The sequence below is a fragment of the Halomonas alimentaria genome (assembly GCF_009902005.1).
GTDB classification, from domain to species: domain Bacteria; phylum Pseudomonadota; class Gammaproteobacteria; order Pseudomonadales; family Halomonadaceae; genus Halomonas; species Halomonas alimentaria.
The window spans coordinates 960,370-984,281 of sequence record NZ_WUTT01000001.1 but is presented as its reverse complement, the minus strand read 5'-3'; the positions used below and the strand labels follow the sequence as shown (position 1 = coordinate 984,281).

The following is a 23,912-nucleotide window of genomic DNA, read 5'->3' as shown; positions in this document are numbered from 1 at the left end:
GCAATTTTTTTCGGTACAATTTTTTAGCATCCATAAAAATATTTTTTCTTTTACAAACAGTATGTTAGAGGTGAAGGCTTTGGCAAAAGGTAACAAAACAGGCGCAACAGGATCTTACGTCTACACCATGAACCGGGTGGGCAAGGTCGTGCCCCCCAAGAAGCAGATCCTCAAGGATATCTCCCTCTCCTTCTTCCCGGGCGCGAAGATCGGCGTGCTGGGCCTCAATGGCGCGGGCAAGTCGACCCTGCTGCGCATCATGGCCGGCGTCGATACCGAGTTCGAGGGTGAGGCACGCCCCATGCCGGGCATCAATGTCGGCTACCTGCCCCAGGAGCCGCAGCTCGACGACGACAAGAACGTCCGCGAGACCGTGGAAGAGGCCCTCGGCGAGATCAAGGACGCCCAGGAGAAGCTCGACGCGGTCTACGCCGCCTATGCCGAGCCGGACGCCGACTTCGACGCCCTGGCCAGCGAACAGGCGCGACTCGAGAACATCATCGAGGCCTCCGACGCCCACAACCTGGACCGCAAGCTGGAGGTGGCCGCCGAGGCCCTGCGCCTGCCGCCCTGGGAGGCCCGCGTGGGCAACCTCTCCGGTGGCGAGCGGCGCCGCGTGGCGCTCTGCCGCCTGCTGCTCTCCAGCCCCGACATGCTGCTGCTCGACGAGCCCACCAACCACCTGGATGCCGAGTCGGTGGCCTGGCTGGAGCGCTTCCTGCACGACTACAGCGGCACCGTGGTGGCGATCACCCACGACCGCTACTTCCTCGACAACGTGGCCGGCTGGATCCTCGAGCTCGACCGCGGCCAGGGCATCCCCTTCGAGGGCAACTACTCGGGCTGGCTGGAAGCCAAGGAGAAGCGCCTGGAGCAGGAGGCCAAGCAGGAGGCCTCCAGGAACAAGGCCATCAAGCACGAGCTGGAGTGGGTGCGCAGCAACGCCAAGGGCCGCCAGGCCAAGAGCAAGGCGCGCCTCAACCGCTTCGAGGAGATGCAGTCCGGCGACTTCCAGAAGCGCAACGAGACCAACGAGATCTACATTCCGCCCGGCCCGCGCCTGGGCGACAAGGTCATCGAGTTCCACGGTGTTTCCAAGGCCTTCGATGACAAGCTGCTCTACGAGGACCTGACCTTCACCGTGCCCAAGGGCGCCATCGTCGGCGTCGTCGGCGGCAACGGCGCGGGCAAGTCGACGCTGTTCAAGCTGATCACCGGCAAGGAGCAGCCCGACGGCGGCGAGGTGGTGGTCGGCGAGACCGTCGACATCGCCTACGTCGAGCAGCTGCGCGACGCCCTGGATGACAAGCAGACGGTGTGGGAGGCGGTCTCCGACGGCCAGGACATCCTCAACATCAATGGCTACGAGGTCTCCTCGCGGGCCTATGTGGGGCGTTTCAACTTCAAGGGCAACGACCAGCAGAAGCGCCTGAGCGACCTCTCCGGTGGCGAGCGCGGTCGCCTGCAGCTGGCCCAGACCCTCAAGCAGGGCGCCAACGTACTGCTGCTCGACGAGCCCTCCAACGACCTCGACATCGAGACCCTGCGGGCACTGGAGGAGGCGTTGCTGGCCTTCCCCGGTTGCGCCCTGGTGATCTCCCACGATCGCTGGTTCCTCGACCGCATCGCCACCCATATCCTGGCGTTCGAGGGCGACTCCCACGTGGAGTTCTTCGAGGGCAACTACACCGAGTACGAGGCGGACCACAAGAAGCGCGTCGGCGACGACACCCCGCACCGCATGAAGTACAAGCGGATCGACGCCTGACCGGCTTCGCCGGAGCCGTAAGCTTCAAGCTGTAAGTGAAAACCCCACGGACCCTGCGTTCGTGGGGTTTTCTTATGGCTTCCAGCTTGACGCGAAGCGTCAGTAGAAACCGGGCTCGCCCTCGGGGCGGGTCTTGAAGCGCCGGTGCAGCCACAGGTACTGCTCGGGATGCTTGCGGATCGCCGCCTCGATCACGGCGTTGATGCGGGCGGCATCGGCCACCTCATCGCCGCTGGGGAAATCCTCCAGCGGCGGCAGGTATTCGAGGGTATAGGTGCGGTCATCCGGGTTGCGGTGGAAGACCAGCGGTATCACCGCCGCCCCGGTCATGCGGGCGATGCGCGCGGTCATCTTCACCGTGGCGGCCTGGATGCCGAAGAAGGGGGCGAAGACGCTGGCGTCACGGCCGAAGTCCTGGTCCGGCGAGTACCACACCGCATGGCCGGCCTTGATCCGACGTACCACCCCACGCAGGTCGTGCCGATCGAGTACCGCATCGAAGTAGGGAGCGCGGGCACGCCCCATGAAGCGGGCGAAGAGCGGGTTGTCGTGGGGGCGCTGCACGGCGTCGGCCCGGAAGTAGAGCGAATGCAGGGCGGCTCCCAGGTCCAGGGTCGAGAAGTGCACGCCGAGGATCAGCGCGCCCTTGCCCGCCGCCTGCAGCCGGGCCCGGTGTTCCTGGCCCTTGAACACCACCCGATGGCGAAGATGCTCCGGGTCGCGACACCAGCCGGTCGCGGTCTCCAGCAGGCCGATACCGTTGGCGATAAAGGTCTTCCTGACCAGACGTCGCTGTTGGTCCGAATCGAGTTCCGGGAAGCACAGCCCGATGTTGGTCTCGGTGATATGCCGGCGCCGCCCGGCGAAGCGCAGTGCCGCCAGCCCGATCAGCGTGCCGATCCACAGCTTGAGGCGCCAGGGCAGCCAGGCCGCCACATGCATGGACCCGATGGCCAGCCAGACGTGCCAGTAGCGGGGATGGGCGAAATTCTGTCTCATGGGGACAGACCCCAATTAACGGACCGCTCCATGTGAACCCTCTCCTTTACACGGTTGATTGGGGTCTGTCCCCGACTGTTCGTCCACGACGGCTCGGGCATTCAGGACTGCCCATGATACCGCCTGGGCACCCTGGGCAGCACCCCGGTGAGCAGGGTGTAGCTGATGGTATCGCAGTGGCGGGCCACCTCGTCCACCGGCAGCACCAGGCCGTTGGCCGCCCTGCCCCACAGCACGACCTCGCTGCCGATATCGGCTTCGGGAATATCGGTGATATCGACAGTGAGCATGTCCATGGAGATCTTGCCGGCGATAGCGGTTCGCTTGCCCGCCACCAGCACCGGCGTGCCATCCCTGGCGTGGCGGTCATAGCCATCACCGTAGCCACAGGCCACCACGCCGATGCGCGAGGGACGCGGGGTGAGCCAGCGTCCGCCGTAGCCCACCGGTTCGCCGGCGGGAAGCTCGCGCACGGCGATGATTGCCGAGCGCAGGGTCATCACCGGGGCAAACCGCAAGGTCACGGCATTGGGCCTCTCGAGGGGGTCGCTGCCGTAGAGCATCACGCCCGGGCGATTCCAGGCGCCGTGTGCCTCGGGGCGGGCCAGGGTCGCCGGTGAGTTGGCCAGGCAGAGCGGCGCGCCCAGGCGCTGGGCCAGGGAGTCGAGTCTCGCCATCTGGCGCTCGAAATAGCCGATATCCTCCAGGTCGGCGGTGGCGAAGTGACTCATCAGATGCAGGTCTCGGGCGTGCTCCGCAGCGGCCGACAGGCGCTGCCATACCGCCTCGACACGCTCGGGAGAGAAGCCCAGGCGGTGCATGCCGGAGTCCACCTTGACCCATACCGGGATCGGCCTCGCCGGGCGGTGCGCCAGCAGCGCCTCGACCTGCCAGTCGCTGTGCACCGCCATCCACAGCCCCAGTTCGTCCACCAGGGCGAGTTCGTCAGCGGTAAAGATCCCCTCGAGCAGCACGATGGGGGCCGTGATACCCCCCTCACGCAGAGTCACGGCCTCTTCGATGCAGGCCACCGCGAAGGCCGGGGCGATATCCTCCAGGGCACGCGCGCAAGCCACCGCACCGTGGCCATAGGCGTCGGCCTTGATCACGGCGACACTGCGACTCTCGGGGGCGCACTCGCAGGCGAGACGATAGTTGTGGCGCAGGGCGTCGAGGTCGATCTCGGCGATCAGCGGCCGGGCCATGGCGGTCTCCTGAACTGGAAGGAATGGAAAACAGGGGATTATCGTTGGAAGAGCCGCCCAAATCACGAAAAAAGCCACCATATAGCTGGTGGCTTCTCGGAAGTTATCACTAAATGCAGCAAGAAACCTGGGGATTCTTGCTGATCACCAAGTCAAGCGGGAGTCAGGCGAAGATGGCATCCAGGCTGAGCCCCTGCTTTTCCAGCACTCGACGCAACTTCTTGAGGGCCTCGACCTGGATCTGGCGCACACGCTCCCGGGTCAGGCCGATCTCCTCCCCCACCTGTTCGAGGGTGGCCGCCTCGTGGCCGCGCAGGCCGAAGCGACGCACCACGACCTCGCGCTGCTTTTCGGTGAGTTCGGAGAGCCACTCGTCGACATGCTGCTTGACGTCGCCGTCGAGCAGGCTCGACTCGGGGCCATGGTCGTTGTCGTCGGCCAGGGTCTCGATCAGCGGCTTGTCGCTGTCGCCGCCCACCGGGTAGTCCACCGAGGAGATGCGCTCATTGAGCCCCATCATCTTCTTGACGGCTTCCACCGGCTTGTCGAGGTGATCGGCGATCTCCTCCGCGGTAGCCTCGTGATCGAGCTTCTGGGTCAGCTCGCGGGCCGCGCGCAGATAGATGTTGAGTTCCTTGACCACGTGGATCGGGAGGCGAATGGTGCGGGTCTGGTTCATCAGCGCCCGCTCGATGGTCTGGCGGATCCACCAGGTGGCGTAGGTAGAGAAGCGGAAGCCACGCTCGGGATCGAACTTCTCCACGGCACGGATAAGCCCGAGGTTGCCCTCCTCGATCAGGTCGAGCAGCGAGAGGCCGCGGTTGAGGTAGCGCCGGGCGATCTTCACCACCAGCCGCAGGTTGGACTCGATCATGCGTGAGCGGCCCAGCGGGTCGCCCTTCTGGGCCAGGCGGCCGTAGAAGACCTCCTCCTCGGGAGTAAGCAGCGGCGAGAAGCCGATTTCGTTGAGGTAGATCTGGGTGGCGTCGAGGCTCTGGTGGCTGTAGCGATCCTCGCGATTCAACGCCTTCTCGAAGGCCGTCTCGTCTTCAGCCTCCGGTTCGTCGATGGCATCGACGATGGTGTCATCTTCCTTCTCCTCGAGCGTGTCCAGATCGACATCCTGAAGGTCCCGTTCAAGCATGCTCATCGATGGCTACCCCGTGCTTGCGTCCTGTCGCCGATGCCCAGAAGCATCGGCGAAACCGATTATTATTGTGTGACAGTCCCGCCGGGATTTATCCAGCGGGGCGCGGCATCAGCGTGAGGGCAGATAGTCCAGGGGGTCCTGGGGCTGGCCATCCTTGCGCACCTCGAAATGCAGCCTGACGTCTTCGGCATCGCTGTCGCCCATGGTGGCAATCACTTCGCCGGCCTCGACCACGTCATTCTCGCTTACCTGCAGCGTGTCGTTGTGGGCGTAGGCACTCAGGAACTGGTCGTTGTGCTTGAGCAGAATCAGCTTTCCGTAGCCCCTGACACCACTGCCCGCATAGACCACGATCCCGGGACCTGCCGCCTTGACAGGTTGCCCCTTTTGACCGGCGATATCAATGCCGGCGGTAATCGCTCCACCATCGCCGAACTGGCCGACCACATTGCCGCTTGCCGGCCATTGCCAGGGCACCTCGGCGACGGGTGTATAGGTGCGCGAGCCGCGATCGGCACCCTGGGTGCCGCCGGCGACGGCGGTGCCCGCATCGGTCTTCTGGGCCTCTTCGCTCGGCGCCTCGCTGGCGACCTCCCGGGCAGGCTCTTCCGGGGCAGCGGTCTCGGCCACGTCCCGGGTATTGCTGGTCTCTTCAGCCTCCTGGCTAGCCTCGGCGGTCTGCTCGGCTTCGCTGGCATCTTCACGCGCGCTGCGCTCGGCCAGGTCACGTTCGCTCAGGTAGCCATCGGCACCGGGGCTATCCGGCGAGTAGACCGGGCCAGGCCCGCTCTCTTCGTCGGAGGCCGCCTGAGCCTGGTCAACATCGCCGGAGTCGGTGGCTCGATCGGCGCGGGAGACCGTCTCGGTCTCACCGCTGGGCAGCAGCCACTCCATGTCGCCGGAATCGGCCTCGGCCTGGGCGCCACCGAGGGGCGTGGCCACCGCCACGGCGCTTGCGCCGTCGTCAGTCTGTCGGGCCGCCGGCTGGCCTTCGCCCGCCCCTCCTTCAAGCACCAGGCGCTGGCCCGGCTGGATCTCGTAGGGCGGACCGATGCGGTTGAGTCGCGCCAGGTCGCGGTAGTCCATGTCATGGCGCCAGGCGATGCCGTAGAGGGTATCGCCCTGCTCCACGGTATAGTGGCTCGCCGCGGTGTCCGAACGGCTCGCCGAGAGGTCGCGCACCGGCACCTGGCCCGGGGAATCCTGCTGACTGGCACAGCCGGCCATCGCCAGGGCCAGGCCCGAAATCATCAATACCTTACGCATCAGAGCCTTCCTCCTTGTTTGCCCTATCAGAGCTTGGCCTATCAGAGCTTGCCCGATCAGAGCCTGCCCCATGTGTTTCATTCCCGCGCATCGCCGCCGGGCGTCGTCCCGTGCGGTCGAGCAGCAGAACGCCCGCCGCCCCGGCCAGCATCAGCGCCACCACGGCCACCAGCTGGGGAGCGTCACCGGTGAGCAGGGCGTAGTCACCGGGGGTCAGGTAGCGGTAGTCCAGTGGAATCATCTGTCCGTCCGGGCCGAGCTGGTAGCGTACCAGTTCCCGCCACGGCCAGAGTACCGGCAACGAGCCGATGATGAAGCCCACCAGCAGCTGCAGCGTCCCGGTATGGAAGCGGTCGAGCAGCCAGGAGAGCAGTCGCGAAAAGGCGAACAGCCCGGCGGCGCAGCCCATCCCGAACAACCCGATCAACCCCAGGTCGAAGCCGCGAATCCCATCCATCACGGTGCCATAAAGGCCCATGGTCAGCAGCAGGAAGCTGCCCGACACGCCGGGCAGGATCATCGCACTGATGGCGATGGCGCCACCCACCAGCAGCATCACCTCGCGGCTGCCCAGCTCGGTCACCAGCGGCATCAGCGAAGGCAGGCCGTGGGCCAGCAGCAGCCCGCCGACCAGCGGCAGGATATGCCACCAGCGCCAGTCGGCGGGATGTCGGCTGACCACCAGCGCCGAGGCCAGCACCAGCCCGAAGAAGAAGCCATTGAGCAGCAACGGGTGGTCCTCCATCAGCCACACCACCAGGTGGGCGACGCTGACCAGGCTGACGGCGATGCCCAGCAGCAGCGGCAGCAGGAAGGGCAGGTTGAGATGGGCCACCAGGCCCGCCATCCCGCCACGACGCCAGGCACCGAAGGCGCTGGGGCCGAACTGCTTGATGGTATGGATCAGCTCCTCGTAGATGCCGGTGACAAAGGCAATGGTGCCCCCGGAAACGCCGGGCACCGCATCGGCGGCTCCCATGCCGGCGCCCCTGAGGATGATGCTGAGGTATCGCTTCAACAGCGGACTCCTTTCAACGAATGACGCCTTCGAGCAGCGGCACGAAGCGCACCGGCTCCAGCCGCCGCTTCTCGAACTGGTTGTCCTGACGCTGGATCCGGGTCAGCCACTGGCGGCCCCGGGCGTCGGACAGCGGGGTGATCAGCACGCCGCCCTCGGCGAGCTGGGAGAGCAGCGCCGCCGGCAGCTCGCTGGCGCAGGCGGTCAGCAGGATGACATCGAAGGGGGCGGCCTCGTCCCAGCCATGGCCGCCGTCGGCCAGGCGCAGGTGGGCATTGTGTGCGCCAAGCAGACGCAGTCGTTCGGCGGCGCGACGATGCAAGGCATTGATTCGCTCGATCGACCAGAGTTCCGGCACCAGCCGCGAGAGGATCAGCGTCTGGTAGCCGGACCCGGTACCGATCTCCAGCACGCGCTGCGGCGACGCCTGCAGGACCAGTTCTGTCATGCGCGCCACCATCCACGGCTGGGAGAGGGTCTGTCCATGGCCGATGGGCAGCGAGGTGTCCTCGTAGGCGCGGTGAGACAGCGCCTCGTCCAGGAACAGGTGGCGAGGCTCACGCCCCAGGGTCTCCAGCACCCGGGGATCACGGATGCCCTGGGCGGCCAGTCGTTCCAGCATGCGGTCGCGGGTGCGCTGGGAGGTCATGCCCACCCCGCGCACCAGCTCGGCGAGACGTTCAGGTGAGTGCATCCAGCCAGCCCTTTACGTCCGCGATGGCCGCATGCCGGGTGAGATCGGTCTGCAGCGGGGTGATGGAAACGAAGCCTGCCTCCACGGCGGCAAAGTCGGTGTCGGGGCCATCATCGGCGTTCGCGCCCACGGCGGCGATCCACCAACGCACCCGGCCGCGGGGATCGCGTACCTCCTGGGGCCGAGCCGCGGGGCCGCGATAGCCCAGACGGGTAACTCGGAAGCCCTGGATCTCGTTCCAGGGCAGATCCGGCACGTTGACATTGAGCAGGCTGCGCGGCGGCAGCGAGAGCTGTCCGGCGGCTCCCACCAGGCTCGCCGCGACGCGGCCGGCGGCCTCGAAGTGGCGATGGCCCACCAGTGACATGGCGATGGCGGCCATGCCCAGGTTGCGCCCCTCCATGGCGGCGGCCACGGTGCCGGAATAGAGCACGTCATCACCCAGGTTGCCGCCGTGGTTGATGCCGGAGATCACCAGGTCGGGTCTCTCGTCCCAGACACCGTTGACGCCCAGGTAGACGCAGTCTGCCGGCGTGCCATCGACACTGTAGAAGCCGTTGTCCAACGCCGCCAGCGCCAGCGGGCGGGTCAGGGTCAGGGAGTTGCTGGCCCCGCTCTTGTCGCGGTCCGGTGCCACCACGCGCAGCTTGGCATGGGAGACCAGGGCATCGTGCAGGGCGCGCAGCCCGGGGGCGTGCACGCCGTCGTCGTTGGAGAGCAGCAGTCGGCGCATCTCGAATCCTCGCGTAGGCACACCCGTCACAGGCTCGGGTGTGCGATCAATTCTCGGAGTACCGCGGTGGCGAAGGCGCCGCGGGGCAGCGTGAAGGCGAGCCACAGCTCGTCGTCACCGCGCTCTAAGCTCGCTTCCCCCAGGCTCAGGCGCAGCGGGCGACGCCCCAGCCGTACGCCGGCCGCCTCGAGGCCTCCGCACAACGCCGGGAAGCGACTGGCCAGGTGTGCCTCGCGGGCCAGCGCCTCACCATTCGCCACCGAGCCGCCGGTGCCCCACAGCACGCCGCTAGGGTGCAGGTCGAGGCGCGCCGCGCGGGCCTCGAGTCCGGCGTCCGGCGCCTCGACGGTGAACTGGCTCGCCGTGCCGTCGAGGTTCGCCACCTCGCCCGGCAGCAGGCGATCCCAGCTGCCCTCGCGGATGCGCTCTGCGAGCAGCTCGTTGAACAGGAAGCTGCGTGCCGCCGAGAGCAGCATGCCATCGCGGTCGTCGCGCTTGCGCCAGCCGCGGGCCAGCAGCGAACGAGCGCGCAGCAGGTTGCGCCCATCCGGCCCGAAGCGCTGGGGACCGAAGTAGTTGGCGACCCCGCGCTCGAGCAGACGCTCCCAGCGCGCCGCGAAGCCCTCGTCATCCACCGCCGGCCCGGTCAGGCGCAGCCGGAAGCGGTTGGCGCGGTGCACGCCGCGCTTGAGCTTGCGCGGGTGGCGGGCCATCTCCAGCACCTGCACGCCACGCTCGGCAAGTGATTCAGCCAGGCCTTCCGGCGCCTCGCGACCCGGCAGTTGCACAGAGAGCCACTGGCGGGTCACGGCGACACGGTCCTTCATGCCCGAGTAGCCCACCACCCGCGGCGATACCTCGCATAGCCGTGCCAGCTCTTTCACCACCATGGCGGTGGTCAGGTCGCGCTTCTCGATGTAGAGCCAGAGGTGCTCCCCCTCCCCCTCGGGAGCGAAATCGAGCACCTCCTCGACCATGAAATCCTCGGGGCGCGCCCGGTAGTCCCCGCTGACCGGCGGACCGAACTCGGCGTCGAGCACCCGCGGCCAGGAAGGTGGCCAGTCGATGGCGTCGGCCTGGGGGCGTACGGCGGCATCACTCACCGGTGCGCTCGCTCGTCTCTTTCGAAACTGGCCCCGAAACCGGCCCCGAAACCGGTCCCGAAACCGGCAACAGCAGTGCTACCGCCTCGGCGGCGATACCCTCGCCGCGGCCGGTGAAGCCCAGGCGCTCGGTGGTGGTGGCCTTGACGTTGACCGCGCCGGGTTCGACGTCCAGGTCCGCGGCCACATTGGCCGCCATGGCTTCCACATGGGGCGCCATCTTCGGCGCCTGGGCCATCAGGGTGGCATCCAGGTTGCCGACCCGGTAACCGGCCGCATGCACCAGAGCCACCACGCGGCGCAGCAGGTCGCGGCTATCGGCGCCCTTCCAGGCCGGGTCGGTATCCGGGAAGTGGCGACCGATATCGCCCAGCGCGCAGGCGCCCAGCAGCGCATCGCTGATGGCGTGCAGCAGCACATCACCGTCGGAGTGGGCGACGAAGCCGCGCTCGAATGGGACGGCGACGCCGCCGATCATCAGGTGGTCGCCCTCACCGAAGCGGTGGACGTCGAAACCATGGCCGATTCTCATCATCTCTCCGCGACGCCCGCGGGCGCCGTCTCGCTGTGCGCCGAGGCCTGGGCGGCCAGGATCATGCCGGCCAGGGCCAGGTCCTCGGGATGGGTGATCTTGAGGTTGTCGCGACGCCCGGGCACCAGCCGAGGCGCATGCCCCAGGGCCTCCACCGCTGAGGCCTCGTCGGTGACCGTGACGCCGGACGCCATGGCCTGGCGAAGCGCCTGATTCAACAGGCCGTAGCGAAAGCCCTGAGGGGTCAGGGCATGCCAGAGGCCCGCACGGGGCTCGGTACGGGCGACCCGGCCGCCGCCATCGTCACGCTTCATGGTGTCCGCCACGGTGGCGGCCAGCAGCCCGCCCACCGCATCATCGGCAAGGACCCGCATCAGCCGCCGCAGGTCCTCGACGGCGACACAGGGGCGCGCCACATCATGGACCAGCACCAGGTCATCATCACGCGCCTCATGGGCGATGGCCCCCAGGGCGTTGGCCACGGAGTCCGCACGCTCGGCGCCTCCCGCCACGCGCCGCCAGTCGGCGAAGAGTACCCAGTCTGGGTCGAACCAGGCGTCGTCGGGGTCCAGGCAGAGGCAGAGTCGTGCCCCGGGGAAGGCGGCATGCAGCCGGGTCAGGGTGTGGGCCATCACCGGGCGGGCGTCGAGGGTCAGGTACTGCTTGGGGCGGTCGGCTCCCATGCGCCGCCCCTGCCCCGCCGCCGGCACCACCAGCCAGGGTGACGCGCTCATCGGCTCGCCTCCAGGCGGGTGGCGGGCAGTGGATTGACCACCGGGTCCAGCTCCACCGCCACATCGGGCACCCAGAAGAACTGCTCGTCGGTGCGCACCATGCCGATATCGCTGCGTGCCCGCTCCTCGATGGCATCGAGGCCGGTCTTGAGGTCGAGCACCTCGGCGGCCAGGCGCGCATTGCGGTCGCGCAGCGGCTGGTTGTCCGCCTCCAGCGACGCCACCCGTTGGCGAACCTCGCGCAACTCCTCGATACCGCCCTGGCCCAGCCATAGCCGATACTGCAGCAGCGCCAGCAGGATCGTCAGCGTCAGCGCCAACCCCTTGAGCATGGTGCCTATCCCGTTACGTCATTACGATGCCGCGCATTATGCCATCACCAATGGCCAAACGGCGAGAGACCGACTCCCTGAGACCCGCTGTCGTGGCGAGCCGCAGGGAGGGTCGTGATCCGGTAGCGAACCGGAAGGAAAGCTGGAGGCTAGAGCTGGAAGGGCATGCGGAAGGTCAGGCTGATATCCGATGCGGCATCGGTCAGACCAATCCCCAGGCTGGTGACGATGGAGGTGCTGTCATTCAGCGCATAGGTCCCGCCGATGCTGAACACCCCGACATTGGCATCGCTGCCGATCACCTTGTTGGTGACGCCGCCCTGGGTGATCTTGGACTTCCGGACATGCTCGTGGGAGTAGGAGAGCGAGAGGCTTAGCCGCTCGTTAAGCGCAAAGGCGGTGCCGAAGCCGGCACGAATGGAGTCACCCAGCTTGACATCGCCTGGATCCTTGCCCGTCGTCGCCGAGATATCGTCGAAGCTCTCCTCGAAGTTGTAGGTGTAGCCCAGATTGGCAAAGACGATGGCCGGGTCCAGCGTCTTCAATGCGGATACCCCGGCGTTGACCGCCCAGACGCCGTTGCCCGTGGGCAGTTCGGTGGGGATCGACAGGTTCCCACCGTCGTCATTCGGATCCTTTCTCAGGGAGATACCGTAGGGGTCGGTCCCCGTGGGCGCCGTGACTCCCAGGTTCAATACCAGGTCGGGGCGCTCTGTTGTTTCCGGCAGTAACCGATAGGAGAGCGATGCACTGATATCGCCCAGGTCGGCATCGTCGACCGCCAGCTCGCTTGCCCGAGAGGCCGAGGTGTCGGCGCCGACGGACTGATAGGTCGTGCTGCGATAGACGAAGGGCACGTTTAGCCCGACCTCCAGCCGGTCGGTCAGGCCATAACGGGTATTGATATCGAAGGTGGTGATATGGCTCTCGACCGTATCCAGGTTGATCTCGCCGAGGAAGATCGCATCCAGGGCGAGGAAGCCCCGCAGCGCCAGCTGGGAGCGGTCCGAGTAGGAGTAGTTGATGCCCGGCTCGATGGTCAGGCGATCGGAAAAGAGCGCATGCTCCTCGCGGAAGACGTTCTCCACGCTCTGGCTGGGCCGCGCCTCGCGCACCACCTCCCCGGAGTCACTCGACACCTGGGCCAGGGCGAGCGGGGAGAAGGCGCCGAGGGATGTCAACAGGACAAGGGAACAGCCTTTACCTTGACGGCAGAATGGTTGTGATTTTTCCACCCACATCTCCTTATATATTGTTACTGGCCCGCGCTGCCAGGCTGCAGCCGGTGGCATGACTGACGTTACCCCACACCGGCAGTCTAGACCAGACGACATAAGTTCCGTGGGCTCTGCCCTCAACGTCTCAATTGACGCACCGACTCGATGGCAGTGCGTAGTCCGGGGGGGGAAGCATCGGCGCCCGACTGCCCCATATAGAGCTGCAGCCGGGTAAGGTTACGCACCTGCTGGAGGTCACTGGTCAGCTGGATCGACTGGCGCAGGCCCCGGCTAGGCACGATCGCCTGCGTGACGCTGCCCATGCCGGGCATATCCAGCGCAACATTCATCCCCTGGGGGCCATAGCTTGCCGAAATACGAGTTCCCGAGGGGAGCTGCTGCGAGCTGGAAGCTCCCGAGCCAGAAGGCACTCCGGGGTGCTGTGATGCATCGAGCACATCGATCTGCAGATCGTTGGCGGCGGCGTTGAAGTCGCCGGCGGCCTGGATGCTCTGCACCACGCCGCGCGCATTGCCGATACCACCGGTACCGCCATCCCGTACGATCGCCCCATTGCCCGACGGCCCCGCCACGACGGCATTGCCGGCGGACACCATGGTCAGATGCGGCTCGAAACTGACGCTGGGCGCCCTGCCGGTCAGATCGCCATGCAGTGTCGCACCGGCCCGCAGATGCCCCCCGGCCGGGTTACGCCACTCGCTGGTCATCTGCACCCCGAAGAACAGGATCCGCCCCTTGTCGACGAAGCGCCCGCGCAGTTGGCCCAGCTCGGCGTCACTCAGCTGCCGCCCGTTGGCGAAATCCGAAAAGTTGGACGTGGTCGATAGCGCCACGTCGGGCGCCAGCATGCCGCTGGCGGCGATGGCCACCAGGGCCGTTACCCCTCCTCTCCTGCAGTGTAGCTTGAGCTTATGCACAAACATGATCGTTACCCCCTCAAGGTGCAGCCTTCCAGTGCGCGAGCCATCCGACTCGGATATTAGAAGAGATCTGCATGCCGAAAACCGAAATCGATAAGCTTCTGCCGGGGAATCGGCGAGAAGACATCCTGTAGCCGGTGGGCGGTGAGTGGCTGTCGTGGGCTCAGCAGTACCGTCTGCTGATCGAACCCTTCACCGACGATCGCGAAGATGATGCCGTTCCAGGCCTCCATAAAGTCGTCCCGCGTCATGATGCGGTTACCGAGTGCCGGGTCGCCGACATAGACGCGATCGCCGCTGGCCTTCTTCATCACCACGAAGTGCTTGTAGCCATCGAGATCGAGCAGCACGATCACCGGAATGGAAACCTCATCCAGGGTCTCGGCGGGTACCTCATAGCCACGCCCCCGATAGCCCAGGGTCTGCACATAGTTCTTGAGATCCAGAAGTGAGAAGCCTCGTTCCATTACCACCTGAGGATCGGCGACCTCGAGCATCCCGGCCAGCACCGATTCCTCCGTGACCCCCGGACGCTGGTAGGCGTACTTGAGGATGGTCGCCAGGGAGGCGGCGCCACAGGAGAAGTCGGTGCGCTGCTCGATCAGATGCTCGTAGCGCCGTTCGCGGATCGACTGCACCTGCTTCTGCAGCACGGTGCCGGAAACGATATTGCCCAGGCGCACGCTGGCGGCCTGGGCATCGTCGTGAATGGGAAGGAATCCGAGGGTCAAGGATACCAGTAGGGCAGTGCGCCTGGCTGTCATAACATCCTCGCTCCATCTCAACAAGCTGGGTAAAACCCGACCTGCCAAGGCAGGCCGGGTATTTCGCTAATACTCTCTCATGATAGTAGTAGCCATAAAGGCTTACTCGGGAGGATTGCCCGGGTTGACCGGCCCCAGGGACGAGGCGATCGCCAGGGAGTTACGCTGCAGGTTGTTGCTGCCCGCGGCGATATTGACCCCGACGTTGCCGCTGATGCTCTGCAGGGCACCGGCGCCTAGGGTGGCATCGTTGGGGTTGTCGATATTGATGTAGTGCGTATGCTGGACATTTCCCGACAGGGTGCCGCTCAGCGCCACATCCCCTACCTCGAAGGTGACCGCGCCGCCCTCAATGCCGGCAAACTGGTCGGTGTCGGCGCTCTGACCATCGAAGTCCAGATGCCCTTGGTAGGTTTGACCGCTATCATGACCTTGGCCCTGGGTGCCGCCGAACCAGATCTCCGGATACACCTGGTTGGTCTGCTGCCAGGTGCCGTTGTAGTCGCCCGTAATTGACGCATCGTTATCCAGAGTGCCACTCACACTCGTCCGGGTTGTAGTGACCTGCCTCTCTCTCAGAGCCTCACGATTGGTGACGTTACCCGCGGTCTGCTGGACACCGCCCACGGTGGCACGCGCATGACCACCGGCTGAGTTCTGCGAGGCCGACAGGGCGTTCTGCTGGATATTGCCCACCCCGGCCGCGATATTGACGCCGACGTTACCGCTGGCATTATTCAAGGAGCCGGCGCCCAGGCTGGCGGTGTTGGGGCTACCCACATCGGTGTTGGTGTTTTGCATGGCATGCTGCGCCGAGAAGATCTCGGCCTGACCGAACACGTCGGCGGCGTCATTGGCGGCGAGGGCGGCATCGTTGGCCTGGGCGTTGCTGTCGCCGGCGGCCACGTTCAGCCCGACGTTACCGGTCGCCCCGACCGCGGCGGCAGCGCCATCGCCGACGGAGGCGTTATTGGCGGAGCCCGTGCTGGTGACCTCGTTGTAGTCGCTGAACTGCTTGCTATCGACCAGGGCGCCGGAGTAGTAGTTGGCCCAGTCATTGACGGTGATATCGACATCGAAGTCCTTGTCGGTGTCTGACTTGTGTTTCAACTCCACATCGATACTGTTCATAAAGGTAGACGTGATATCGCTCTCGGCGCTGAACTCATTGTCAGCGAAGGCAGCGGGCGCGGTCATCAGCGCGGTGATGGCGAGTGCTAGCGGTGCTTTGTGGAACGTTTTCATGGTCTTTCTCCCGAATGAGCCGAATCGTTCTATTGTTACTGCCGTGACTTGCTTCCTTCGGGTCACGCTACTGCCCCAGCGCCATGTTCATGCGGAAGCTGTTGCGAGTGGCATTCCCCGTACCGGCTGACTGGTTGACCTGGATGATGCCCCGGGCACCCGCGAAGGAGGTCTTGTCCACCTCGATTCTTCGCTGCGTGCTGCCGGACGCTTCATCGGTACCTCTCAGCCCCTGCTGATCGGCCAACACCTGCTGCAACGTGGCGTCGCTGAGGTTGCTGGCCGATATGCCCAGAGCCACTCCCATGGAGTTGCTCTGCACATTCCCCTGGCCCGCCGCCTGGTTGATCGACAGCCATCCCTCGGACTGTCGAAAGGCGCGGCCCTTGATTCCTACTGTTTCGTCTTGACTTCCGATGCGCTGCTCGATGCGCGAGGACTGCATCAGGGTGTTGGCGGCACTGACCGTCGTGCCCATGACCACCACCCCGCTATTGCTCTGCAGGTTGCCGTCACCGGCCGCCATATTGGTGGTGCTGACCCCGGTAATGCCGCTCAGGGCATTGCCCTCGACCACGCTGCTGTTGCGAAGATCCGCCATGGCCGACTGGCCGAGGCCCGCTATCAGGCCCAGTGCCAGGGCGATGGCCGTCACCCTGACCGGGCGACCCTGCATCGAAAATCTGAAGCGTTCAGTCGCCATGGTTAGTTCCGCCCTGTCAGAGGTGCGAGTGCGCGATTGACACTGCCCGCGATGCCGGCGGTGGCCGAGGTCACACGCCCGGCGACTCCCCCGCTGGCGCTGCCGCCGCCCAGGGGGCTGGCGGCACGACGCGAGCCGACCTCGACGCCCTCCAGACCGGTGCGCAGCAGTTCGGTATGGCGCAGGGCCACGCCGGCCGTGGACACCGCTGTGCTGCGAACCCCTGCCGCCCGATCATCCGAGAGCGCAACGACGCCGCCGCTCACCAGCCTGCGCTGCATCTCCATGCCGGCGTCGCGAACATTGGCCCGCGAGGTAATGGGGCCGGCATAACGATCGACCGAGCGAATGTGGGTCGGCTCCACCTCCCGCATGATGACGATATCGCCGGGCCTGACACCGGGGTTAAGCCTGTGTTGGGTCGAGGCGTCGGCGGCGATGCTCAGCGAGGCGTGGGCCATCACCCCTGCCGCGATCGCAGCGACCAGCGTCGTTCTCAGAAGCCGGCACTGCCTTCCCCGTACCCCCATCACGACTACCGGTGTAGTCCTTTGCGTGGTTGCCGTTTGCCTGGTTACCGCCATGACGACTGACTCCTCTGCGTGGTGACCCTGGTGGCCTGGTGATTGTTGAACCCCTGGGCACTGTTGCCGCTCGGACCACCGGCACCATTTCCGCCCTGACCGGAGCCGCCGGGACGCTCATCCCACAGGATCACGGTGTCCACGAGCTCGTCACGGCGCTCCACGTACTTGCCGCGAATTCCGGCCAGGCTTGCATCCTCCAGCAGCTCGACCACCTGGTCGCCAAACAGCGCCAGTTCCAGAGCGGCCTCGGCTTCATCCGCCGCGGCCTGATGGGCCGTCACCAGGAAGAGCGCGCCGATGCCAGCCGACAGCAGGTGCGTGCAACGCCCTGATGCGCTCTGTCTGCGGTTGGCTGACTGGATCACGTTCATCTCAGGCTCTCCGTGAAACACGTCCCATCATCGGGTCACTTACAACGTCGTAGTTCTTGATCTTTTCCTTGCTCTTGCCCTTGTTACAGCAATCCTCGTGCCAACATGTGAAAACCTTTAACTTCAATAAGTTAAAGTAAAAGCGAATATTGCAAAGTGTTAAGATTGCGTAACACGTTCGGAGTATTGGGCGACAAGATATCCAGGAATCCCGATAATAATCTTTATAAATCAGAAAGTTATTGATTTTTCCTCGAATGTAACAGCGCTGATGCATCAGCCACCAAACCGGCAGGAAGAAAAAATCCACGCCTGGTGAGGCGTGGATGCAGGAAGGAAAGGCGTTAGCGGAAAGGGAGGGCGGCGTTCTGGAAGAGGCGTGGGGAGCCTCAGGCCAGCTTTCGGGCGATGCCGTGCTTTTCCATCAGCCGATAAATGGTGACGCGGGAGACCCCGAGTTCCTTGGAGGTCGGCTGTACTTGGTTGTGGTTACGGCCGAGTGCCGCCAGCAGGATATCGCGCTCAGCCGCATCGCGTGCCTGATCCAGGGTCATCGTGCAGCGAGGCAGGCTACGCCGCTCGATGCCCAGGTCATCCGGCTGGATGAGGCGGTTGTCACACATGACCATGGCGCGTCGTACCCGGTTGATCAGCTCCCTGACGTTGCCTGGCCAGCGATACTGACGCATCACCAGCAGGGCCTCGCTGGAGAAGCCCTTCAACTGGCTGGGTTTCTCATGGCTGAACCGTTCGAAGAAGTAGCGCGCCAGTATCTCGATATCCTCGGGATGCTCCCGCAGCGGGGGCACCTTGACCTGCAGCACATTCAGCCGATGAAAGAGGTCTTCCCGGAACCGCTGCTCGGCCACGGCCCGTTCGAGATCCACGTGGGTGGCGGCGAGGATTCGCACATCCACCGGTATCTCCTCTAGCCCCCCGACCCGCTGGATGCGCCGGGTCTCGAGGAAGCGCAGCAGGTTGACCTGCAGCTCCAGTGGCAGGTCACCGATCTCGTCCAGGAACAGGGTGCCGCCATCCGCGGCCTCGATCCTGCCGATCTTTCGCTGTACCGCACCGGTAAAGGCCCCCTTCTCGTGGCCGAAGAGCTCCGACTGGATCAGGTGGTCGGGCAAGGCACCGCAGTTGATCGCATGGAAGGGCTGCTTGGCGCGCTGGGAGCGCTCATGGATTGCCTGGGCGGTCAGCTCCTTGCCCGTGCCGGACTCGCCGCTGATGCATACCGAAGCATCCACCGCCGCCACCTTGCGGATGGTCTTGAAGAGTTTCCACATCGCAGGCGTCGACCCCACCATTTCGTACTCGCCGGGTGAGGTCTCCCCTACTTCGCCGTTGCACGGGCCATCCGCCACCTCCTTCTGGAGCTTGCCGAGCCGGGCGGCATGGCGCAGCAGGCAGTCCAGGTTTTCCAGTTCATGGGGCTCGACCACAAAGCCGTGACAGAGGTTGGCGATGACGTTGCGCACCTCATCGTCATCCAGGCAATCCGGAGAGATGACCCCCACACAGGGGATTCCGGAAGAGATGATCAGCGACTCGACGTGCCGGAGCCCCTGCCTGGAGAGATCCGGGAAGTGAACCACCCCCGCATGACACGCCTGCTGACGCACCTCTTCCACCGAATAGGGAGGAGCCAGGCCATTCACCTCCCATCCAAGCCGACCCAGTTCCTGCTCCATCCGCTTCTGGACCGGTGCCCGCTGAGCGACCATCCAGCAGCGTTGCTGCAACATATCCATTGTTACGCATCCTTCCTGCCGGCATTACCTGGCCGGGCAAGCTTCCTGGGACAAAAGGCAACACGTAGCAGAACATGCCCGCTACGCAACCTTGTGCAAACGGATCAACAACCCTTAGTCCACCCGCCGCAACGCCAGAAGTATAGCAATGCGGCACAGTTCTGCTTCGCTACTGTGCCTTGCAGCGATTCAAGTCCTGAACGGCAGCGCCTGCTCGGCATCCCGGCAGTAGGCGCGCACCTGGACACGCTCTTCGGCACAAAAGCGCGCCACGGCGTCGCGCAGGCGTGGGTCGGCAATATGATGCAGCGAGGTCAGCAGCCGCGGCTCGAACCCGCGGGTCAGCTTGTGCTCGCCCTGGGTCCCGGGGTCGAAGGCGGTGAGGCCGCGTTCGAGGCAGTGCTCGATGCCCTGGTAGTAGCAGGCCTCGAAGTGCAGGCAGTCGGCGACCACCTCGCTGCCCCAGTAGCGCCCGTAGAGGGTACGCGTGCCCTGCAGGCAGAGTGCCGCCGCCACCGGTTTGCCGTCGAGGCGCGCCTGCACCAGCAAGAGCGCTTCCGGCAGGCTGGCGCGCAGGCGCCGGAAGAACTCGAGGTTCAGGTAGCCGTGGCGTCCGCGCTCCAGGTAGGTGATCTCGTAGCAGCGATAGAAGTGCTCGAGGGCCGCGGCGTCGACCGCCTCGCCCTCAAGGCGGTGCAGGGTGAGTCCCTGGTCGGCAACGATTCGTCGTTCGCGGCGGATCGCCTTGCGGCGCTTGGAGTTCATGGCAGCCAGGAAGCCCGTGAAGTCACCATAGCCGCGATCGCGCCACTGGAACTGCACCCCGTGGCGCGCCAGCAGCTCCGGGCGAGCCGCCTGCCACCCGGCCACCTCGTCCTCCTCGGCAAACAGCAGGTGCCAGCTCGAGAGGTTGCCCATCTCCCAGGCGTCGGCCAGCACCTCGCGAGCCGCGCGCGGATCGACCCCCGGCGCCAGGGCCAGGCGCGGGCCCGGCGCCGGCGTGTAGGGAATCGCCGTCAGCGCCTTGGGATAGTAACGTCCACCGGCGCGCTCCCAGGCATCGGCCCAGGCCCAGTCGAAGACGTATTCGCCGAAGGAGTGGTGCTTGTGATACAGCGGCATGACGCCGACCAGCGATTCGCCCTGCCACAGGGTCTGGTGGCGCGGCACCCAGCCGGTAGGCGGCCCCACCGAGCCACTGGCCTCCAGGGCATGCAGGAACTCGTGGCGCAGGAACGGATAATCATCACCGACCAGGGCATTCCAGTCGGTGGCGGAGACCGCCTCCATGGCGGGTATAGTCTGACGCTTCAGCATGGACATGCGATCACTCCATTCACGGGGCGTCCTGGCACCTTTCCCTGGCGGCGAGATGGCGCCACCATTGTGCCCAGACCCCGACCGACCTTCCATCACCGTGAACAGGATCCCAGCATGAGTCATGCCCGTGATCTCCAGGTCCAGCTCGACGCCCAGCGCCGCGCCTTCACTGCGGAGCCCTATCCGAGCCTTGCCACCCGCCGTGATCGACTGACGCGCCTGGCCACCCTGACCCGCCGCCACCGCGACGAGATCGCCGAAGCCATCAGCACCGACTTCGGCCAGCGGGCCGAGGTGGAGACCCGCCTGGCCGAGGTGGCCACCATACTCCAGGGCGCAGGCTTCGCCCGCCGCCGGCTGCGCCGCTGGATGCGACCCAGCCGTCAGCCGGTCGGCTGGCGACTGCAGCCGGCCCGTGCCCGGGTGCACACCCAGCCGCTGGGGGTGGTGGGCATCATCTCCCCCTCCAACTATCCCTGGAGCCTCGCCTGGCTGCCCGCCATCGATGCCCTGGCCGCCGGCAACCGGGTGATGATCAAGCCCAGCGAGCAGACCCCGGCCACCTCGGTGCTGATGGCTCGCCTGGCGGCTCGCTACTTCGCCCCGGAGGAGCTCTGCGTGATGGAGGGTGATTCCGAGGTGGCCCGCGCCTTCGCCGCCCTGCCCTTCGACCACCTGCTGTTCACCGGCAGCGCCGCCATCGGTCGCGAGGTGGCGCGCGCCGCGGCGGCCAACCTGACACCGATCACCCTCGAACTAGGCGGCAAGACCCCGGTCCTGATAGCCGGCGATGCCGATCTGGAGAAGGCTGCCGAGCGCATCGCCTTCGGCAAGTGGCTCAACGCCGGCCGCACCTGCATCGCCCCCGACTACGTGCTGGTGGAGGCCCCTCAGCTGGAGGGGTTCCTCAAGGCGATGCAGCACCAGGTGTCACGCTTCTACCCCGAGGGCACCGCCAGCCGCGACTACAGTTCGGTGCCGGGTGCCGAACATCGCGCGCGACTCGAGAGCATGCTCTACGAGGCCCGGAACCATGGCTGCCGGGTGATCGAACTCGGCGAGAGACTCGAGCTGGCCGATGGCGGCGTCAAGCTGCCGCCAACCCTGGTGGTCGACCCCACCGAGAACCTGGCCATCATGCGTGAGGAGGTCTTCGGTCCCTGGCTGTCGGTGATCGGGGTGCCTGATATGGATAACGCCATTGCCCGTGTCCAGCGCGCTCCCCGCCCATTGGCGCTCTATGCCTTTACCGACGACAGTGACCTGCGCCGCCGGCTGCTCGAGGAGACCCACTCCGGCGGCGTGGTGTTCAATGACACCCTGTGGCACAACGCCGTACCCGCCCTGCCCTTCGGCGGCGTAGGCGAGAGCGGTATCGGCAGCTACCAGGGCGAGGCGGGCTTTCGGCGATTCAGCCATGCCCGCGCCGTCTTCCTCCAGTCACCACGCAGCCCGGTAGGCTGGCTCAATCCTCCCTATCGGCGCTGGCTGCTCAGGCTGCTGGGCCTCTAGCGCACCAACCCAATGGAGCTCGACATGCTGCCCTCGCTCGATCCCACCGTCGCCGACATCACCCGTCGCATCCGCGAGCGCTCCGCCGAGCGCCGCATCCTCTACGAGGCCCGCATGGCCGACCAGCACCGCCGCGGCGTACACCGCGGCGAGCTCTCCTGTGGCAACCTGGCCCACGGCTTCGCCGCCTGTGGCGAGACGGACAAGAACGCGCTGAAGCTGATGAACAGCGCCAACCTCGGCATCATCTCCGCCTACAACGACATGCTCTCGGCCCACCAGCCGCTTGCGACCTTCCCGGAGACCATCAAGGCCGCCGCCCGCGCCATGGGCTCCACCGCCCAGTTCGCCGGGGGAGTGCCGGCCATGTGCGATGGCGTCACCCAGGGCCAGCCGGGCATGGAGCTGTCGCTGTTCTCCCGCGACGTCATCGCCATGGCCGCCGCCGTAGGCCTCTCCCACAACATGTTCGACGCCGCACTCTACCTGGGCGTGTGCGACAAGATCGTGCCGGGGCTGTTTATCGCCGCGGCGCGCTTCGGCCATTTGCCGGCGATGTTCGTGCCGGCCGGCCCCATGCCCAGCGGGCTGCCCAACAAGGAGAAGGCGCGTATTCGCCAGCTGTTCGCCGAGGGCAAGGCGAGCCGCGAGGAGCTGCTCGAGGCGGAGTCGCAGTCCTACCACAGCCCGGGGACCTGCACCTTCTACGGCACCGCCAACTCCAACCAGCTGATGATGGAGATGATGGGCCTGCACCTGCCGGGCACCTCCTTCGTCAACCCGGGCACCGAAATGCGCGAGGCGCTGACCCGCTTCGCCACCGAGCAGGCGGTCCGCAACAGCGAGCCCGGCGGCGACTACCGCCCCTTCTACAAGCAGGTCGACGAGCGCGCCATCGTCAACGCCATCGTCGGCCTGCTCGCCTCCGGCGGCTCCACCAACCACACCCTGCACCTGGTGGCCATGGCCGCCGCCGCCGGCATCACCATCACCTGGGAGGACTTCACCGACCTCTCCGCGATCACGCCAAGCCTGATGCAGGTCTATCCCAACGGCCAGGCCGACATCAATCACTTCCAGGCCGCCGGCGGCATGAGCTTCCTGTTCCGCGAGCTGCTCGCCGCGGGGCTGATCCATGGCGACATCCCCACGGTGTTCGGCACCGACCTCACCGCCTACACCCGGGAACCCTTCCTCGAGGACGGCAAGCTCACCTGGCGCGAGGGCCCCGAGAAGAGCCTCGACGAGGAGGTGCTGCGTGGCGTGGCAACGCCCTTCGCCGCCACGGGGGGGCTCACCGTGGTGGACGGCAACCTGGGTCGCGGTGTGATCAAGGTCTCGGCGGTGGCCGAGGAGCACCGCGTGGTGGAGGCCCCGGTCAGGATCTTCGAGGACCAGAACGCGCTCAAGGCGGCCTTCGAGGCCGGCGAGCTGGACCGCGACGTGATCACCGTGGTGCGCTTCCAGGGCCCCAAGGCCAACGGCATGCCGGAGCTGCACAAGCTGACGCCCTACCTGGGCGTACTCCAGGACCGCGGCCACAAGGTGGCACTGGTCACCGACGGGCGCATGTCCGGCGCCTCCGGCAAGGTGCCGGCGGCCATCCATATCAGCCCCGAGGCACTGGACGGAGGCCCGCTGGCAAAGCTCAAGGATGGCGACATCGTGCGCCTGGATGCCAACTCCGGCACCCTCGAGGCGAAGGTGGACGCCCACACCTGGGCCGAGCGCGAGTGCCATGTCGCCGAACTGGCCCCCCACCACGTTGGCCTGGGCCGCGAGCTGTTCGGCGGCTTCCGCCACCTGGCCAGCGCCGCCGACCTGGGCGCCTCGGTATTCGGCGGCTTCGAGGCCGACGACCTGGCCCGCCAGGCCGGGCAGATCCATGCAGAAGATGCCTGAGATAAGCCGCGCCGTCGTGCTAGGCTGCGCGATTGCTTTTCCGCCACGACGATGTCGGC

23 protein-coding genes are annotated in these 23,912 nt (G+C 66.0%); 3 read left to right on the top strand and 20 right to left on the bottom strand.

Annotated features, from left to right (window positions below; all coding sequences use genetic code 11):
• Positions 1-61 precede the first annotated feature (61 nt).
• Positions 62-1,768 (top strand): energy-dependent translational throttle protein EttA, encoded by a 1,707-nt coding sequence (gene ettA, locus GRB96_RS04720; RefSeq protein ID WP_161430967.1) that lies wholly within the window; start codon positions 62-64, stop codon positions 1,766-1,768.
• A gap of 99 nt (positions 1,769-1,867) precedes the next feature.
• Here the strand turns inward: ettA and lpxL are convergent, their stop codons facing one another.
• The 20 genes from lpxL to GRB96_RS04620 all read right to left on the bottom strand — a co-directional run bounded on the left by lpxL (position 1,868) and on the right by GRB96_RS04620 (position 20,442).
• Complete coding sequence (gene lpxL, locus GRB96_RS04715) at positions 1,868-2,767, bottom strand: LpxL/LpxP family Kdo(2)-lipid IV(A) lauroyl/palmitoleoyl acyltransferase (RefSeq protein ID WP_161430965.1); 900 nt, start codon at positions 2,765-2,767, stop codon at positions 1,868-1,870.
• A 101-nt stretch (positions 2,768-2,868) separates the two neighbouring features.
• The gene (alr, locus tag GRB96_RS04710; RefSeq protein WP_161430963.1) at positions 2,869-3,972 is read right to left on the bottom strand and encodes an alanine racemase; all 1,104 of its coding nucleotides are present in this window, start codon (positions 3,970-3,972) and stop codon (positions 2,869-2,871) included.
• A 163-nt stretch (positions 3,973-4,135) separates the two neighbouring features.
• A complete protein-coding gene (gene rpoS, locus GRB96_RS04705) occupies positions 4,136-5,116 on the bottom strand; it encodes an RNA polymerase sigma factor RpoS (RefSeq protein WP_420841782.1) in 981 nt (326 codons plus the stop codon).
• A 114-nt stretch (positions 5,117-5,230) separates the two neighbouring features.
• A complete protein-coding gene (locus GRB96_RS04700; protein ID WP_161430959.1) occupies positions 5,231-6,388 on the bottom strand; it encodes a peptidoglycan DD-metalloendopeptidase family protein in 1,158 nt (385 codons plus the stop codon).
• On the bottom strand, positions 6,381-7,367 hold the full coding sequence (locus tag GRB96_RS04695) for a DUF368 domain-containing protein (protein ID WP_205743591.1): 987 nt from the start codon (positions 7,365-7,367) through the stop codon (positions 6,381-6,383). Before GRB96_RS04695 ends, GRB96_RS04700 begins: the two co-directional genes overlap by 8 nt.
• A gap of 52 nt (positions 7,368-7,419) precedes the next feature.
• Positions 7,420-8,100 carry a protein-L-isoaspartate(D-aspartate) O-methyltransferase gene (locus GRB96_RS04690; protein WP_161430957.1) on the bottom strand — a complete coding sequence of 227 codons (681 nt, stop codon included), beginning with the start codon at positions 8,098-8,100 and terminating at the stop codon, positions 7,420-7,422.
• Positions 8,087-8,833, bottom strand: a complete 747-nt coding sequence (gene surE / locus GRB96_RS04685; RefSeq protein ID WP_161430954.1) for a 5'/3'-nucleotidase SurE — start codon at positions 8,831-8,833, stop codon at positions 8,087-8,089. Before surE ends, GRB96_RS04690 begins: the two co-directional genes overlap by 14 nt.
• Positions 8,834-8,859: 26 nt before the next feature.
• Complete coding sequence (truD, locus tag GRB96_RS04680; RefSeq protein ID WP_338074009.1) at positions 8,860-9,936, bottom strand: tRNA pseudouridine(13) synthase TruD; 1,077 nt, start codon at positions 9,934-9,936, stop codon at positions 8,860-8,862.
• Positions 9,929-10,468 (bottom strand): 2-C-methyl-D-erythritol 2,4-cyclodiphosphate synthase, encoded by a 540-nt coding sequence (ispF, locus tag GRB96_RS04675; RefSeq protein WP_161430952.1) that lies wholly within the window; start codon positions 10,466-10,468, stop codon positions 9,929-9,931. The genes truD and ispF overlap by 8 nt, the downstream gene beginning before the upstream one ends.
• On the bottom strand, positions 10,468-11,202 hold the full coding sequence (gene ispD, locus GRB96_RS04670; RefSeq protein WP_161430950.1) for a 2-C-methyl-D-erythritol 4-phosphate cytidylyltransferase: 735 nt from the start codon (positions 11,200-11,202) through the stop codon (positions 10,468-10,470). Before ispD ends, ispF begins: the two co-directional genes overlap by 1 nt.
• Entirely contained in the window at positions 11,199-11,534 is a 336-nt protein-coding gene (ftsB, locus tag GRB96_RS04665) for a cell division protein FtsB (RefSeq protein WP_161430948.1), read from the bottom strand. The genes ispD and ftsB overlap by 4 nt, the downstream gene beginning before the upstream one ends.
• 149 nt (positions 11,535-11,683) lie before the next feature.
• Positions 11,684-12,715: a transporter gene (locus GRB96_RS04660; RefSeq protein WP_205743489.1), complete on the bottom strand. Its 1,032-nt coding sequence runs from the start codon at positions 12,713-12,715 to the stop codon at positions 11,684-11,686.
• Between the two features lie 173 nt (positions 12,716-12,888).
• The gene (locus GRB96_RS04655) at positions 12,889-13,641 is read right to left on the bottom strand and encodes a hypothetical protein (protein WP_161430946.1); all 753 of its coding nucleotides are present in this window, start codon (positions 13,639-13,641) and stop codon (positions 12,889-12,891) included.
• Positions 13,642-13,751: 110 nt separating this feature from the next.
• Entirely contained in the window at positions 13,752-14,456 is a 705-nt protein-coding gene (locus GRB96_RS04650; RefSeq protein ID WP_161430944.1) for a C39 family peptidase, read from the bottom strand.
• Between the two features lie 102 nt (positions 14,457-14,558).
• Positions 14,559-15,701 carry a hypothetical protein gene (locus GRB96_RS04645; protein ID WP_161430942.1) on the bottom strand — a complete coding sequence of 381 codons (1,143 nt, stop codon included), beginning with the start codon at positions 15,699-15,701 and terminating at the stop codon, positions 14,559-14,561.
• 67 nt (positions 15,702-15,768) lie between these two features.
• A complete protein-coding gene (locus GRB96_RS04640) occupies positions 15,769-16,404 on the bottom strand; it encodes a hypothetical protein (RefSeq protein WP_161430940.1) in 636 nt (211 codons plus the stop codon).
• A gap of 2 nt (positions 16,405-16,406) precedes the next feature.
• On the bottom strand, positions 16,407-16,988 hold the full coding sequence (locus GRB96_RS04635) for a hypothetical protein (protein WP_161430938.1): 582 nt from the start codon (positions 16,986-16,988) through the stop codon (positions 16,407-16,409).
• Positions 16,979-17,362, bottom strand: coding sequence for a hypothetical protein (locus GRB96_RS04630; protein WP_161430936.1), 384 nt, complete (start codon positions 17,360-17,362; stop codon positions 16,979-16,981). Before GRB96_RS04630 ends, GRB96_RS04635 begins: the two co-directional genes overlap by 10 nt.
• A gap of 389 nt (positions 17,363-17,751) precedes the next feature.
• On the bottom strand, positions 17,752-19,119 hold the full coding sequence (locus GRB96_RS04625) for a sigma-54 interaction domain-containing protein (RefSeq protein ID WP_240894125.1): 1,368 nt from the start codon (positions 19,117-19,119) through the stop codon (positions 17,752-17,754).
• Between the two features lie 189 nt (positions 19,120-19,308).
• Complete coding sequence (locus tag GRB96_RS04620; RefSeq protein WP_161430934.1) at positions 19,309-20,442, bottom strand: GNAT family N-acetyltransferase; 1,134 nt, start codon at positions 20,440-20,442, stop codon at positions 19,309-19,311.
• Between the two features lie 111 nt (positions 20,443-20,553).
• Between GRB96_RS04620 and GRB96_RS04615 the strand changes: the two genes are divergently transcribed.
• Both GRB96_RS04615 and edd read left to right on the top strand, forming a co-directional pair.
• Entirely contained in the window at positions 20,554-21,951 is a 1,398-nt protein-coding gene (locus GRB96_RS04615; RefSeq protein WP_161430932.1) for a coniferyl aldehyde dehydrogenase, read from the top strand.
• A gap of 24 nt (positions 21,952-21,975) precedes the next feature.
• Positions 21,976-23,853, top strand: a complete 1,878-nt coding sequence (gene edd / locus GRB96_RS04610; protein WP_240894124.1) for a phosphogluconate dehydratase — start codon at positions 21,976-21,978, stop codon at positions 23,851-23,853.
• The last annotated feature ends 59 nt before the right edge of the window (positions 23,854-23,912 follow it).

Coding starts and splice junctions, on each gene's coding strand:
- ispF (WP_161430952.1), bottom strand. CDS start 10,468: ATGAGAATCGGCCATGGTTTCGACGTCCACCGCTTCGGTGAGGGCGAC.
- alr (WP_161430963.1), bottom strand. CDS start 3,972: ATGGCCCGGCCGCTGATCGCCGAGATCGACCTCGACGCCCTGCGCCAC.
- GRB96_RS04635 (WP_161430938.1), bottom strand. CDS start 16,988: ATGGCGGTAACCAGGCAAACGGCAACCACGCAAAGGACTACACCGGTA.
- GRB96_RS04645 (WP_161430942.1), bottom strand. CDS start 15,701: ATGAAAACGTTCCACAAAGCACCGCTAGCACTCGCCATCACCGCGCTG.
- GRB96_RS04695 (WP_205743591.1), bottom strand. CDS start 7,367: ATGGGAGCCGCCGATGCGGTGCCCGGCGTTTCCGGGGGCACCATTGCC.
- GRB96_RS04700 (WP_161430959.1), bottom strand. CDS start 6,388: ATGCGTAAGGTATTGATGATTTCGGGCCTGGCCCTGGCGATGGCCGGC.
- surE (WP_161430954.1), bottom strand. CDS start 8,833: ATGCGCCGACTGCTGCTCTCCAACGACGACGGCGTGCACGCCCCCGGG.
- ftsB (WP_161430948.1), bottom strand. CDS start 11,534: ATGCTCAAGGGGTTGGCGCTGACGCTGACGATCCTGCTGGCGCTGCTG.
- edd (WP_240894124.1), top strand. CDS start 21,976: ATGCTGCCCTCGCTCGATCCCACCGTCGCCGACATCACCCGTCGCATC.
- GRB96_RS04630 (WP_161430936.1), bottom strand. CDS start 17,362: ATGAACGTGATCCAGTCAGCCAACCGCAGACAGAGCGCATCAGGGCGT.
- GRB96_RS04650 (WP_161430944.1), bottom strand. CDS start 14,456: ATGACAGCCAGGCGCACTGCCCTACTGGTATCCTTGACCCTCGGATTC.
- GRB96_RS04625 (WP_240894125.1), bottom strand. CDS start 19,119: ATGGATATGTTGCAGCAACGCTGCTGGATGGTCGCTCAGCGGGCACCG.
- ispD (WP_161430950.1), bottom strand. CDS start 11,202: ATGAGCGCGTCACCCTGGCTGGTGGTGCCGGCGGCGGGGCAGGGGCGG.
- lpxL (WP_161430965.1), bottom strand. CDS start 2,767: ATGAGACAGAATTTCGCCCATCCCCGCTACTGGCACGTCTGGCTGGCC.
- GRB96_RS04690 (WP_161430957.1), bottom strand. CDS start 8,100: ATGCACTCACCTGAACGTCTCGCCGAGCTGGTGCGCGGGGTGGGCATG.
- ettA (WP_161430967.1), top strand. CDS start 62: ATGTTAGAGGTGAAGGCTTTGGCAAAAGGTAACAAAACAGGCGCAACA.
- rpoS (WP_420841782.1), bottom strand. CDS start 5,116: ATGCTTGAACGGGACCTTCAGGATGTCGATCTGGACACGCTCGAGGAG.
- GRB96_RS04640 (WP_161430940.1), bottom strand. CDS start 16,404: ATGGCGACTGAACGCTTCAGATTTTCGATGCAGGGTCGCCCGGTCAGG.
- GRB96_RS04615 (WP_161430932.1), top strand. CDS start 20,554: ATGAGTCATGCCCGTGATCTCCAGGTCCAGCTCGACGCCCAGCGCCGC.
- GRB96_RS04620 (WP_161430934.1), bottom strand. CDS start 20,442: ATGTCCATGCTGAAGCGTCAGACTATACCCGCCATGGAGGCGGTCTCC.